We start from the raw sequence: 13330 nt of genomic DNA, 5'->3' as shown, positions 1-13330 counted from the left end.
CGCCCGGACCTGACCGTGGCGCTGGCCGCGCGCGACCTGGTCGCCGCCGGCGCGCCGGAAGCCGCCCTGGCCGCCTCGGTCGCGGCCGAGACCGCGGCGCTGGCCCTCACCTTCGAACCGCGCGACGCCGACGCCTTCGTGCGCGCCCGCACCGCGCCGCGCGCCGCTCTGGACCTGCTGGCCTTCGTGGCCGAGGACGGCGAACTGGACCAGGTCAGCCTGGAAGCAGCCACGCGGCTGATGACCGTCGCGCTCGAACTGGAATGCGCCTCGGGCTTCGTCGAGAAGTCGGCCGACGCGCGCCTGCGCCGCGACTGGCGCGCGCTCGGCCTGACCCCGGCCGGCCTGTCGGACTGGCTGGTCCGCCGCGGCCTGGCCTACGGCGAAGAGACCGGCCGCGCCGCCGCCGCCTCCGTGCTGGCCCTGATCGACGCCGCGGCGCTGTCCGCGTCGGCTGAGATCGCCGCCCGCGTCGGCGCCTATCCCGAGCACGCCCAGGACCGCGGCGCCCGCCGCGACCTGCTGAAGGCCGCCCGCGAGACTGCCCTGGCCCTGGCCGACGGCGGCGACGCCCTCGCCGCCCGCGCCGCCCAGCTCTACGGCCTGGCCGGCGGCGCGGCCCGCAAGACCGGCCTGCGCAACGCCGAGGTCACGGCCCTGTTCTACGATCCGGAGCTGTCCCTGCGGATCGGCCGCCGCCTCGGCGCCCAGCCCTGGAAGGGCCCGGTCACCGAGGCCGAGACCGAAGACGGCGAAGTCTTCCCCATGCTGAGCGAGGAAACCGCCGCCGCCCTGACCGGCGCGGGCGTTCCGGTGTGGGAGGCCCAGGCCCACGTGCTGGGCCGGCGCACCCTGGTCGGCTCGCCCGCCATCGGCCCTGAGGCGCTGCGCGCCCGCGGCTTCACCGATTTCGAGCTGGAGGCCGTCGAGACCGCGCTGCAGATCTCGCCGACCCTACAGGGCGCCTTCTGCACCGCCGTGCTGGGCGAAGGCTTCCTGCGCGAGGCGCTCGGCCTGAGCGCCGAGGACTGCGAAGACCCGCATTTCGACCTGCTGGCCCGCCTCGGCTTCACCGACGAGGAGATCGACGCGGCCGAGCGCTGGACGCTGGGCGCCGGCACCCTGCGCGACTGGGCCGACCTGCCCGAGGGCCTGGCCGGCGTGTTCGCCGCGCCGAGCCGAGACGCCCTGATGAGCATGACCGCGGCGCTGGAGTTGTTCTCCGGCGCGCCGTCGCTGTCGCCCCTGCCCGTGCAGTGGAACGAGGACGACGCGGCCGCCGCGCGCCTGCAGTCGGCCGCCGCCACGGCCGGCCTGCGCGCCGTGCGCCTGAAGCGCTCCACCCCGCCCAGCCGCCAGCTGTTCGACCTGACCCCGCCGGAGACGGCCCGTCCGGCCGCCGCAGCGCCCGCCCCCGCCCCGCAACCGACCCGCACGGTCGAACGCGTGGTCGAACGGGTGGTCGAGCGCGCCCGCGAACGCCGCAAGCTGCCCGACCGCCGCAAGGGCTACATCCAGAAGGCCTCGGTCGGCGGCCACAAGGTCTACCTGCACACCGGCGAGTACGACGACGGCGAGGTCGGCGAGATCTTCATCGACATGCACAAGGAAGGCGCCGCCTTCCGCTCGCTGATGAACAACTTCGCCATCGCGGTGTCGATCGGCCTGCAGTACGGCGTGCCGCTGGACGAATTCGTCGACGCCTTCGTCTTCACCCGGTTCGAGCCGGCCGGCCGCGTGACCGGCAACGACTCGATCCGCTCGGCGACCTCGATCCTCGACTACATCTTCCGCGAGCTGGCGGTGTCCTACCTGGACCGCTCGGACCTGGCCAACGCCGAGCCCGAGACCGGCGCGGACGGCTTCGGCCATCGCGTGGACGCCGAGGAGGAAGAGGACGCGCCCCTGCCCGCCTCGAAGTTCATCTCCAAGGGCTTCGCGCGCGGGGCCGCGCCCGACAACCTGGTCGTGGTGCCGTTCGGCGCCAAGTCGCGCGCCCGCGCCCCCGAGGACGCAGCCCAGGCCGACGTCTGCTCGTCGTGCGGCGACCTGGCGGTGGTGCGCAAGGGGCCGGACCTGGTGTGCGACAGCTGCGGCGCGACCCCGGCCGCGCGCGAGGACCTGGCGGGCTGAGGCCCGCCACGCCCCGCTGGCCTCGTTCCTGCTAGGCGCGAGGCCACCGTCCCGGAGCGACACCGCCCATGAAACCGCTGCTGCTCGCCGCCGCCCTGATGCTGGCCGCCGGCCCGGCCCTGGCCCAGAACGCGGCCCAGATCGAGCGCGCGCGCACCGGCGCCGCCTGCCCGAAATGCAATCTGTTCCAGGCGGACCTCGGCGGGCTCGAGCTGCGGGCCCCGAACTTCGCCGGCGCGCGCCTGCGTCAGGCCGACTTCAGCCTGGGCGTGATGGCCGGCGCGCGGCTGGCCGGCGCGGACCTGCGCGACGTCGAGGGCTATGGGGCGTTGCTGACCGGCGCCGACTTCTCGAATGCCGATTTGACCAACGCCTCCTTCGTCGGGGCCTATCTGAGCCGTTCGACCTTCACTGGCGCGAAGCTGACGGGAACCAACTTCTCCGGCGCCGACCTCAGCGGCGCGCGGGGACTGACGACCGCGCAGTTGGTCGCAGCCTGCGGCGACGAGAGCACGCGCCTCCCGGCGGGCCTTCGGATTTCCGCGTGCCGCTGAAAGGCGCATTACCACGAATTAAGTGGCGTGCCGGGAACCGAGAGACCATTTCTGCTCCCATGGTTCTGCTTGGTCCCGGCTTCAAAATCACTGCCCGCCTCGCCTCCGCCGCGCTCGCGTTTTCGCTCGCGGGAGCGGCCCAGGCTCACGCCGACTCCGGTGATCGCGACGTCGCCCGGATGGTCTCTTTCGGCGGCTCCTGCGCGAAGTGCGAACTGTCGGGGCGCAAGCTGGCCGGCGCGACCTTCACCGGCGCCGACTTCGAAGGCGCCACCCTGGTCGGCGCCGACCTGCGCGGCGCGACCCTGATGGGCGTCAACTTCTCCGACGCCGACTTCTCGCGGGCCAATCTGACCGGCTCGGAAATGGTCGGCACGGTGTTCACCGGCGCCAACCTGACCGGCGCCAAGCTGGACGGCGTCGAGGCTCCGGCCGTGGTGTTCAACAACGCCGACCTGTCGGGCGCGCGCCTGACCGGGGCCGAGCTGGTCGCCGCCAACTTCGTGCGCGCCAACCTGAACCACGCCAACTTCTCCAGCAGCGAACTGATCCACGCCCAGTTCACCAAGGCCGACGCCAGCCGCGCCGACTTCTCGGGCGCGGAGATGAACAACGCCGACCTGACCGCCGGCGTGTTCGAGCGCGCCTCCTTCCGCGGCGCCTCGCTGGAAGGCGCGCGGTTCCGCAAGGCGGCGTTCGGCGGCGCCGACTTCCGCGGCGCCAGCCTGGATGGCGCAGACCTGCGCTGGACCGACCTGTCGGATGCCCGCGGCCTGACCCAGGACCAGATCGACGACGCCTGCTCCGACCGCACCACCATCCTGCCCAAGGGCCTGGTGGCGCACGAATGCAGCAAGGTGATGCTGATCCGCCGCGAGGCGCCCAGGGCGCCGAAGGCGCCGGCGCCGCCGATCCCGCCGGCTCCGCCGCGCGACTGATCAGACGCACAATCAAAAAAGCCCCGCTCGAAAGAGCGGGGCTTTTGCTTATCCAGCGCTCGCGCCGGCTTACACCTTCACCGGCGGGACGATTCGGATGTGCAGCTCCTTCAGCTGCTTCTCCGTCACCTCCGAGGGCGCGTTCATCATCAGGTCCATGCCCTGCTGGTTCAGCGGGAAGGCGATGACTTCACGGATGTTCTCGGCGCCGGCCAGCAGCATGACGATGCGGTCGATGCCCGGGGCCAGACCGCCGTGCGGCGGCGCGCCGTAGCGGAAGGCGTTCAGCATGCCGCCGAACTTCTCCTCGACCACTTCCGGACCGTAGCCGGCGATGCCGAAGGCCTTGAGCATGATCTCCGGACGGTGGTTCCGGATCGCGCCCGAGCACAGTTCGACGCCGTTGCAGACGATGTCGTACTGGTAGGCCAGCACGTCCAGCGGGTCCTTGGTCTCCAGCGCCTCGAGCTCGCCCTGGGGCATGGAGAACGGGTTGTGCGAGAAGTCGACGCGCTTCTCGTCCTCGTTCCACTCGAACATCGGGTAGTCGACCACCCAGCAGAACTCGAAGCTGCCTTCCTTGGTCAGCCCCAGGTCGACGCCGATCTTGGTGCGGGCCGAACCGGCGAACTTGTGGAACTGGTCCGGGTCGCCGGCGGCGAAGAACACGGCGTCGCCGACGTTCAGGCCCAGCTGCTCGCGAATCGCGGTGGTGCGTTCCGGGCCGATGTTCTTGGCGATCGGACCGGCGCCGCCTTCCTCGCCCTCGCGCCAGAAGATGTAGCCGAGCCCCTTCTGGCCCTCGCCCTGCGCCCAGCTGTTCATGCGGTCGCAGAAGGCGCGGTTGCCGCCGGTCGGGGCGGGAATCGCCCACACCTTGTGCTTGGGCGAGGCGTCCAGGATCGAGGCGAAGACGCCGAAGCCGCCGCCGCGGAAGTGTTCGGACACGTCCTGCATGCGGATCGGGTTGCGCAGGTCCGGCTTGTCGGAGCCGAACTGCTGGATGGCGTCGCGGTAGGCGATGCGCGGGAACGGATAGTTCGTCACCGGACGGCCGGCCGCGAATTCCTCGAACACGCCGTACATGACGGGCTCGATGGCCGCGAAAACGTCTTCCTGGGTGACGAAGCTCATCTCCACGTCGAGCTGGTAGAACTCGCCCGGCGAACGGTCGGCGCGCGCGTCCTCGTCACGGAAGCACGGCGCGATCTGGAAGTAGCGGTCGAAGCCCGAGACCATGAGCAGCTGCTTGAACTGCTGGGGGGCCTGCGGAAGGGCGTAGAACTTGCCCGGATGCAGGCGCGAGGGCACCAGGAAGTCGCGCGCGCCTTCCGGCGACGAGGCCGTCAGGATCGGCGTCTGGAATTCCATGAAGCCCTGGTCGGTCATCCGCCGGCGGATCGAGGAGATCACGGCCGAGCGCAGGATGATGTTCCGGTGCAGGGTCTCCCGGCGCAGGTCCAGGAAGCGGTACTTCAGACGCAGGTCTTCCGGATAGTCCGGCTCGCCGAAGACCGGCAGCGGCAGCTCCTGCGCCTCGCCCAGGATCTCGGCCGTCTTGACGCGAACCTCGATCTGGCCGGTCGGCAGGTTGGGGTTCACGGTCTCCGGCGTGCGGGCGACCACTTCGCCGTCGATGCGGATAACGCTCTCGGCGCGCAGCTTGTCGACCACGTCGAAGCCCGGCGTGCCCGGGTGCAGCACCAGCTGGGTCAGGCCGTAGTGGTCGCGCAGGTCCACGAACAGCAGACCGCCGTGGTCGCGCTTGCGGTGGATCCAACCCGACAGACGGACGGTCTGGCCGGCGTGTTCAAGGCGCAGCGCGCCACAGGTGTGCGAGCGATAGGCGTGCATGATCGTCGGGGGAGCGAACAAAAAAGGAAGCGCGGAAGGGCGCATGCAGGGCCTACCTTGTCAAGGTTCGCGGGAGAGGACGGGCAACTTCAAGGCGAAGCTCGCTGTTCCGGCTCTCCACAGCTGAGCGCCAGATATCCACGCGCTTTGCGCCCCGGACGCCCCGCGCCGCGTCGCGGCCTGCGCCGCGACTTGGTAAAGACGGGTCGTGAACGAAGGCGTCCAACTCAGCCTGAAACTTAAGCGCCCGGCCTCCTTCCGGCGCGAAGACTTCGTGGTCTCGCCGACCAACGAGGCGGCCGTCCGCGCGCTCGACGCCTGGCCGGACTGGCTGGGCGGCGCGCTGGCGCTGGTCGGGCCTGAGGGCGCGGGCAAGACCCACCTGGCGCGCGACTGGGCCGAACGGACCGGCGCGGCCGTGCTGCGCCCCCAGGACGCCGGCCAGGTCGACCTGGCGGGGCTGGAAGGCCGGCCGGTGCTGGTCGACGACGCCGAGGGCCTCGACGACGAGACCCTGTTCCACCTGATCAACCTGGCGGCCCTGCCGGGCGGCGGCCTGCTGCTGACCGCGCGCCGCGCCCCGGCCGCCTGGGACTGCGCCCTGCCCGACCTGCGCTCGCGGCTGAATGCGCTCCGCGTCGTGGAGCTGGGCGGGCCGGACGACGCGGTGCTGCGCGGCGTGCTGCTGCGCTTCTTCGAGCAGAGCAGCATCCGCCCCTCGGAGGATCTGCTGGCCTATCTGGTTCGCCGCATCGAGCGGGCCGTGCCGAAGGCCCGCGAGGTGGTCGCCCAGCTGGAGGAGGCGGCCGGACCGGAGCTGCGCCCGGTCACCCGCGCCCTGGCGCGCGAAATCCTCGACGCCGAGCCGGATCTTTTCGACTGACACACGCTTGACCGACTTGCCCTGATACAAATGCGGCGCGCACACTCGCGCGCTTCGTTTTCCAAGGCCTGCCGATGACCGACGTTGCGATCGCCGACGCCGAGGTTCCCTCCTCCCACGCGCCCAAGTCGCGGCTGGACGAGGCGCTGCTGGCGTCGCCGGAGCGCTTCTTCAACCGCGAACTGTCGTGGCTGGCCTTCAATCAGCGGGTGATCGAAGAGGCCGAGAACGAGCGCCACCCCCTGCTGGAGCGGCTGCGCTTCCTGTCGATCTCGGCCAACAACCTCGACGAGTTCTACATGGTCCGCGTCGCCGGCCTGAAGGGCCAGGTGCGCGAGCGGGTGCGGGTGGTCAGTCAGGACGGCCTGACCCCCGGCGAGATCCTCGACAAGGTCAATGACGCGGCCGGCGCCCTGATGGCCCGCCAGCAGCGCCAGTGGCGGCTGCTGCGCGACCTGCTGGGCAAGGAGGGGCTGGAGGTCGTCCACCCGGACAAGGTGACCAAGGCCGAGCTGGCCAAGCTGGAGCCGGAATTCCTCAACCAGCTGTTCCCGGTGCTGACGCCGTTGGCGATCGACCCGGCCCATCCCTTCCCGTTCATCCCGAACCTGGGCTTCTCGCTGGCGCTGAAGCTGCGCCGCAAGGACGGCAAGCCGCTCTACGCCCTGGTGCCCGTGCCCCAGCAGGTGCACCGGTTCTGGGAGCTGCCCAACGGCGCCCGGAAGGTCGGCAAGGCGCACCGGCGCTACGTCTCGCTCGAGAACCTGCTGGTGCTGTTCATCGACCACCTCTTCCCCGGCTGCACGGTGGAGGCCAAGGGGGTGTTCCGGGTCATCCGCGACAGCGACATCGAGCTGGAGGAAGAAGCCGAAGACCTGGTGCGCGAGTTCGAGGCCCTGCTGAAGCAGCGCCGCCTGGGCTCCGTGGTGCGGGTGGAGATCGAGGCGGCCATGCCCGCCGACCTGCGCGCCTTCATCGTCGAGCACCTGCACGCGGAGCCGCAGGACATCCTCCTGATCGACGGCGTGATCGGCCTGGCCCACGTCAACCAGCTGATCCCCGCCGACCGGCCGGACCTGAAATTCCCGCAGTTCGACCCGCGCTTCCCCGAGCGCATCCGCGACCACGGCGGCGACTGCTTCGCGGCGGTGCGCGAGAAGGACATCCTGGTCCACCACCCGTTCGAGAGCTTCGACGTGGTGGTCCAGTTCCTGCGCCAGGCCGCCCGCGACCCGAACGTCATCGCCATCAAGCAGACGCTCTACCGGACCTCGAAGGACAGCCCGATCGTGGCGGCCCTGATCGAGGCGGCCGAGAACGGCAAGAACGTCACGGCCCTGGTGGAGATCAAGGCGCGCTTCGACGAGGAGGCCAACCTGCGCTGGGCGCGCGCGATGGAGCGGGCCGGCGTGCACGTCGTGTTCGGCTTCGTGGAGTACAAGACCCACGCCAAGCTGTCGGTGGTGGTGCGCCGCGAGGGCGAGGCTCTGCGCACCTACTGCCACTTCGGCACCGGCAACTACCACCCGGTGACCGCCAAGATTTACACCGACCTGTCGCTGTTCACGACCGACCCGGCCCTGGCCCGGGATTCGGTGCGGGTGTTCAACTACATCACCGGCTACGCCCGGCCCGAGACGATGGAGAAACTGGTCGTCTCGCCGCTGGGCCTGAAAGACCGCCTGATCGAGCTGATCGAGCAGGAGGTGAAGAACGCCCGGGCCGGCAAGCCGGCGGCCATCTGGGCCAAGCTGAACGCCCTGGTCCACCCGGAGGTGATCGACGCGCTCTACCGCGCCAGCCAGGCGGGGGTGCGCATCGAGCTGGTGGTGCGCGGCATCTGCTGCCTGCGCCCGGGCGTCCCCGGCCTGTCGGAGAACATCCGGGTGAAGTCGATCGTCGGCCGCTTCCTGGAGCACAGCCGAATCGTCTGCTTCGCCAACGGCAAGCCGCTGCCCAGCGACGACGCGCGGGTGTTCATCTCGTCGGCCGACTGGATGCCGCGCAACCTCGACCGCCGCGTCGAGGCCCTGGTTCCGGTCGAAAACCCCACGGTTCACAGGCAGGTGCTGGACCAGATCATGGTCGCCAACCTGAAGGACGAAGCGCAAAGCTGGTATCTGGAACCCGGCGGGCACTATCGCCGCTTCGATGTCGGCGGTATCGACAAGCCGTTTTCGGCCCACGAGTACTTCATGACCAATCCGAGCCTGTCCGGCCGCGGCCGTAGCGTCAAAGACCTGCCCGGCGCGATCGAGTATGCCGCACGCTGATCGGCCCGGGCGCGACGCCGCCGTCGTCGACGTCGGGTCCAACTCCGTCCGCCTGGTGATCTACCGGCTTGAGGGCCGGGCGATCTGGACCGTCTTCAACGAGAAGGTCCTGGCCGGACTCGGGCGCGGCGTGGAGGCCACCGGCCGGCTGTCGCCGGACGGGGTGCGCGACGCCATGGCCGCGCTCCGCCGCTTCAAGGCGGTGATCGACGCCTCGCGCCCGGAGGAAATTCACACCGCCGCCACCGCCGCCGTGCGCGACGCGGAGGACGGTCCCGAGTTCATCGAGCGGGTGCGCCGCGAGATCGGCCTGGACATCCGCGTGCTCAGCGGCCCCGAGGAGGCCCGCTACGCGGCGCTGGGCGTGATCGCCGGCTCGGCCGAGGCCGAGGGCGTGGTCGGCGACCTGGGCGGCTCCAGCCTGGAGCTGACGCGGGTCGACCACGGCGATCTGTCGGCCGGCATCACCCTGCCGCTCGGGCCGTTCGCGCTGGGCGCGCCGAAGGGCTTCGACGCCGACGTCGTCCGCCGCGCCGCGGTCGAGCGCCTGAAGGGCGCCAACGCCGACTTCAAGGGCCGCACCTTCCACGCCGTGGGCGGGGCCTGGCGTAACCTGGCCCTGATCCACATGCGGATGACCGACTATCCGCTGCAGATCGTCCACCAGTACGAGATCCCCGCCCGCGACGCCTCGGCGCTCGCCCGGCTGATCGCAAAGCAATCGAAGAACTCTCTGGAACGCATTCCCGGCGTTGCGAAAAAGCGGGTCGACACCCTGCCCTACTCCGCCGTCGTGCTGGACGCCCTGGTCGACCGGCTGGGCTTCGAGCGGGTGGTGTTCTCCGCCTACGGCGTGCGCGAGGGCATGCTGTTCGAGGCCATGCCGCCGGAAGTGCGCCGGCTGGATCCGCTGGTCGAGGGCTGTTTCGCCATCGGCGCCCGTCAGGGGGCCTCGGAAGGCCTCGGCCAGGCGCTCGCGGCCTGGCTGCATCCGCTGTTCGACGACCTGGAGCCGGTGTTCGGCGACGGGCGCGACCGCATCGTGGTCGAATCGGCCGCCCGGCTGGCCGACATCGGCGCACGCCTGCACCCCGATCATCGCGCCGACCTGGCCTTCACCCAGGTGCTGCGCGCGCCGGTGGGCGGCCAGAGCCACCCGGAACGCGCCTTCCTGGCGGCGGCCGTGTTCGCCCGCTACGGCGGCTCCGGCGCGACGCCCGAGCAGGATGCGATCAACCGGCTGCTCTACGACGAACGCGTCGACCGGGCTCGCGCCCTGGGCCTGGCCCTGCGCCTCGGCTGCGACCTGTCGGCCCGCAGTCCCGCCCTGCTGACCCGCTCCGCGGTATCGCTGCAGAGCGACGGCCGGCTGTGCCTGACCGCGCGGGCCGATTCGGCCGACATGCTGCTGGGCGAACAGACCGCCAAGCGCGCCCAGGCCCTGGCCACGGCGCTGGGCGTCGAGCTGGTGATGCGCCCGGCCTGATCAGGACTGGAGAGCTCAGCTCTCCAGTTCGACCACCTCGACCTTGGCGCCGTTCAGCACCAAGGCCAGCTCGCCGCGCTTCAGCTTCAGGGCGTCTTCGCCGAACACCTTGCGGCGCCAGCCGTTCAGGGCGTCCACGTCGGCCTTGTCGTCCACCGCGATGCGCTCCAGGTCGGCGACGGTGGCGATCAGCTTCGGCGCCACGCCGGCGTCCTCGGACTTGGCCTTCAGCAGCACCTTCAGCAGCTCGACCACGGCGCCGGGGGCCGGGTCGCGGCGCGGCTCGCGCTCGACTTCCGGCGCGTTGGCCTCCGGGTCCTGCAGGGCCTGCTTGAGGGTGATGATCAGGTCGGTCCCCAGCCGCGAGCTGCCGAAGCCCTTGGGCACGGCGCGCAGGCGGTTGAAGGCGTCCGGATCCAGCGGCAGCTGGGTGGCGATCTCGTCGATCGCCTCGTCCTTCAGAATGCGCCCGCGCGGCTGGTCGCGCTCCTGGGCGGTCCGTTCGCGCCACACCGCCGCGGCCTTGAACGCGGCCAGGTACTTGGCCGAAAAGCGCTTGGGTTTCAGACGCTTCCAGGCGATTTCGGGATCGGTTTCGTAAAGCGCCGGATCGATCAGCGCCTTCATCTCCTCGGCCACCCAGGCCAGGCGGCCCTCGCTTTCCAGCCGCGCGCGCAGCTTCGGATAGAGCTTGGCCAGGTGGGTCACGTCGGCCAGGGCGTAGTCGTGCTGGGCCTGCGACAGCGGCCGGCGGCTCCAGTCGGTGAAGCGGCTGGCCTTGTCGATCTCGACCCGCAGCATCTGCCGCACCAGCGAATCATAGGCGACCTGATCGCCGAACCCGGCGGCCATGCCGGCCACCTGGGTGTCGAACATCGGCTGGGGAATCACGCCCAGGTTCGAGAAGATCTCCACGTCCTGGCGGGCGGCGTGGAACACCTTCTCGATCTTCGGATTCGCCAGAAGATCCAGGAACGGCTTCAGGTCCAGGCCTTCGGCCAGGGGATCGATCACCCCCGCCTCGTCCGGCGTGGCCGCCTGGATCAGGCACAGCTTGGGCCAGAAGGTGGTTTCGCGCATGAACTCGGTGTCCACGGCGACGAACGGCGACTGAGACAGGCGGGCGCAAAATTCGACCAGCGCCTCGTTACTCGTGATGGGCGTCATAGGAGGTGCTTATGGCCTCGGCAAAGCCTTGGAATATCGAAGGTCCGTCCGCCCGCCGTTAAGTCCCGAGCTGTCGGCTGAGCGAAGATCAGGACGTAAAGCGGAGCGCATCGGACGTTACCCCCGGTAATGCCGCTATCGCCCTCCAATCACAACAGGTCTCCGCAAGCCGCCGCGTCCCGGCGTCGCCTTCCGGGCCTGGACCGCCGCCGAACTGCGACGCCAAAAGCCGCCCGACAGCCGCCTCGTTGGTTGTCAGCAGGTGCATGAAGTCGTTATAGCCGCGCGTCGCGCGCGCTTGCGCAAGTGCGCGCCTGAATTCGAGGTTTTCGTCATGACCGACCGCCCCAACGGCCTCACCTACGCGGACGCCGGCGTCGACATCGATGCGGGCGAGCGGCTCGTGGACGCCATCAAGCCGCTGGCCAAGTCGACGCGCCGTCCGGGCGCCGAGCCCTCGCTGGGCGGTTTCGGCGCGCTGTTCGACCTGAAGGCGGCCGGCTACGACGATCCGCTGCTGGTCACCACCACGGACGGCGTCGGCACCAAGCTGAAGATCGCCATCGAGACCGGCCGTCACGACACCGTCGGCGTCGACCTGGTGGCCATGTGCGTCAACGACCTGCTGGCCCAGGGCGCCGAGCCGCTGATGTTCCTGGACTACTACGCCACCGGCAAGCTGACGGTCGACGTGGCCAAGCGGGTGGTCGCGGGCATCGCCGAAGGCTGCCGCCAGGCCGGCTGCGCGCTCGTCGGCGGCGAGACCGCCGAAATGCCGGGCATGTACGGCGACGGCGACTACGACCTGGCCGGCTTCTCGGTCGGCGCGGTTAATCGCGGCGCGGTGCTGCCGGTGCTCGACCAGCAGAAGCCTGGCGACGTGCTGATCGCGCTGGGTTCGTCCGGTCCGCACTCCAACGGCTATTCGCTGATCCGCAAGATCGTCGAGCGCTCGGGCCTGGGCTGGGGCGCCGACGCCCCCTTCGCCAAGGACCGCACCCTGGCCCAGGCGCTGATGGAGCCGACCCGCATCTACGTGAAGAGCCTGCTGCCCCTGATGAAGGGCGGCCTGGTCAAGGGCGGCGCCCACATCACCGGCGGCGGCCTGATCGAAAACCCGCCCCGCGCCATCGCCGAGGGCCTCGAGCCGAAGTTCGACTGGTCGGCCTGGGAGCTGCCGCCGCTGTTCCAGTGGCTGCAAGAAACCGGGAACGTCAGCGAGCACGAGATGCGCCGCACCTTCAACTGCGGCGTCGGCTTCGTGCTGATCGTGGCGGCGGAGAACGTCGAGCCGGTGCTGGCCGCCCTGCTGAACGCCGGCGAGACCGCCTTCGTCTGCGGCGAGCTCCAGGCCGCATGAGCCGCACCAAGGTCGGCGTCCTGATTTCCGGACGCGGCTCCAATCTCAAGGCGCTGCTGGAGGCCGCGCGCGATCCCACCTACCCGGCCGAGATCGCCGTGGTCGTCTCCAACCGTGCGGACGCCGGCGGCCTGGCCGTCGCGGCCGAGTACGGCGTCGAGCCGCTGGTCGTGGACCATCGCCCGTTCGGGCCGGACCGCGAGGCGCACGAGCGCGCCATGCACGCGGCCCTGGCCGAGCGCGGGGTCGAGTTCGTGGCCCTGGCCGGCTACATGCGGGTGCTGACCCCCTGGTTCGTGGGGGCCTGGGCCGGGCGGATGCTGAACGTCCACCCGTCGCTGCTGCCCGCCTTTCCAGGCCTGGACACCCATCGCCGGGCGCTGGAAGCAGGTGTGAAGATTCACGGCTGCACCGTGCACCTGGTCAGCGAAGGCGTGGACGAAGGCCCGATCCTGGGCCAGGCCGCCGTGCCCGTTCTTGCGGGCGATGACGCCGAGAGCCTGGCCGCGCGCGTGCTCGAGGCCGAACACCGGCTCTACCCCGCTTGCCTGGCGGCGCTGACCGGTCGAGCTTCCGGTTCCGAAGCCACGCCGGCGGCGCTGTTCAGCTACTGAAGGCGGGCGGCGGCCCGCGGCGCGATTTCCAAAGAAAATCCGAGAGCTCGGCGACCGAGCTCGCCTGC

Annotated in this window: 10 protein-coding genes; 8 read left to right on the top strand and 2 right to left on the bottom strand. The window is 70.6% G+C overall.

Annotation, left to right across the window (positions count from 1 at the left end; translation table 11 throughout):
• The 3 genes from H8B08_RS14945 to H8B08_RS14935 all read left to right on the top strand — a co-directional run.
• Nucleotides 1–2133, top strand: a 2133-nt coding sequence (locus tag H8B08_RS14945) for a ribonucleotide reductase (protein ID WP_187450987.1), incomplete at its 5' end; no start/stop codon positions are given.
• A 68-nt stretch (nucleotides 2134–2201) separates the two neighbouring features.
• Nucleotides 2202–2687, top strand: a complete 486-nt coding sequence (locus H8B08_RS14940) for a pentapeptide repeat-containing protein (RefSeq protein WP_187450986.1) — start codon at nucleotides 2202–2204, stop codon at nucleotides 2685–2687.
• 179 nt (nucleotides 2688–2866) lie between these two features.
• Nucleotides 2867–3625, top strand: a complete 759-nt coding sequence (locus tag H8B08_RS14935) for a pentapeptide repeat-containing protein (RefSeq protein WP_255500860.1) — start codon at nucleotides 2867–2869, stop codon at nucleotides 3623–3625.
• 69 nt (nucleotides 3626–3694) lie between these two features.
• Here the strand turns inward: H8B08_RS14935 and aspS are convergent, their stop codons facing one another.
• Entirely contained in the window at nucleotides 3695–5479 is a 1785-nt protein-coding gene (aspS, locus tag H8B08_RS14930) for an aspartate--tRNA ligase (RefSeq protein ID WP_187450984.1), read from the bottom strand.
• 208 nt (nucleotides 5480–5687) lie between these two features.
• On the opposite strand from aspS, the gene H8B08_RS14925 reads away from it, so the two are divergent.
• The 3 genes from H8B08_RS14925 (at nucleotide 5688) to H8B08_RS14915 (ending at nucleotide 10121) form a co-directional block, all read left to right on the top strand.
• A complete protein-coding gene (locus tag H8B08_RS14925) occupies nucleotides 5688–6362 on the top strand; it encodes a chromosomal replication initiator DnaA (RefSeq protein WP_370545488.1) in 675 nt (224 codons plus the stop codon).
• Nucleotides 6363–6436: 74 nt separating this feature from the next.
• Nucleotides 6437–8635, top strand: a complete 2199-nt coding sequence (locus H8B08_RS14920) for an RNA degradosome polyphosphate kinase (RefSeq protein ID WP_187450983.1) — start codon at nucleotides 6437–6439, stop codon at nucleotides 8633–8635.
• Complete coding sequence (locus tag H8B08_RS14915) at nucleotides 8622–10121, top strand: Ppx/GppA phosphatase family protein (RefSeq protein ID WP_187450982.1); 1500 nt, start codon at nucleotides 8622–8624, stop codon at nucleotides 10119–10121. Before H8B08_RS14920 ends, H8B08_RS14915 begins: the two co-directional genes overlap by 14 nt.
• Nucleotides 10122–10136: 15 nt before the next feature.
• Here the strand turns inward: H8B08_RS14915 and rnd are convergent, their stop codons facing one another.
• A complete protein-coding gene (gene rnd / locus H8B08_RS14910; protein ID WP_187450981.1) occupies nucleotides 10137–11288 on the bottom strand; it encodes a ribonuclease D in 1152 nt (383 codons plus the stop codon).
• 334 nt (nucleotides 11289–11622) lie between these two features.
• Here rnd and purM point away from each other — a divergent pair, with 334 nt between their 5' ends.
• Together purM and purN are read left to right on the top strand one after the other, a co-directional pair.
• The gene (gene purM / locus H8B08_RS14905) at nucleotides 11623–12648 is read left to right on the top strand and encodes a phosphoribosylformylglycinamidine cyclo-ligase (protein WP_187450980.1); all 1026 of its coding nucleotides are present in this window, start codon (nucleotides 11623–11625) and stop codon (nucleotides 12646–12648) included.
• Nucleotides 12645–13262 carry a phosphoribosylglycinamide formyltransferase gene (gene purN / locus H8B08_RS14900; RefSeq protein WP_187450979.1) on the top strand — a complete coding sequence of 206 codons (618 nt, stop codon included), beginning with the start codon at nucleotides 12645–12647 and terminating at the stop codon, nucleotides 13260–13262. Before purM ends, purN begins: the two co-directional genes overlap by 4 nt.
• Nucleotides 13263–13330: the final 68 nt, after the last annotated feature.

Origin of the sequence: Caulobacter sp. 17J80-11, from assembly GCF_014349105.1 — a bacterium.
GTDB lineage: Bacteria > Pseudomonadota > Alphaproteobacteria > Caulobacterales > Caulobacteraceae > 17J80-11.
The sequence above is the reverse complement of the archived record's forward strand: the minus strand, read 5'-3'. Positions and strand labels throughout refer to the sequence as shown.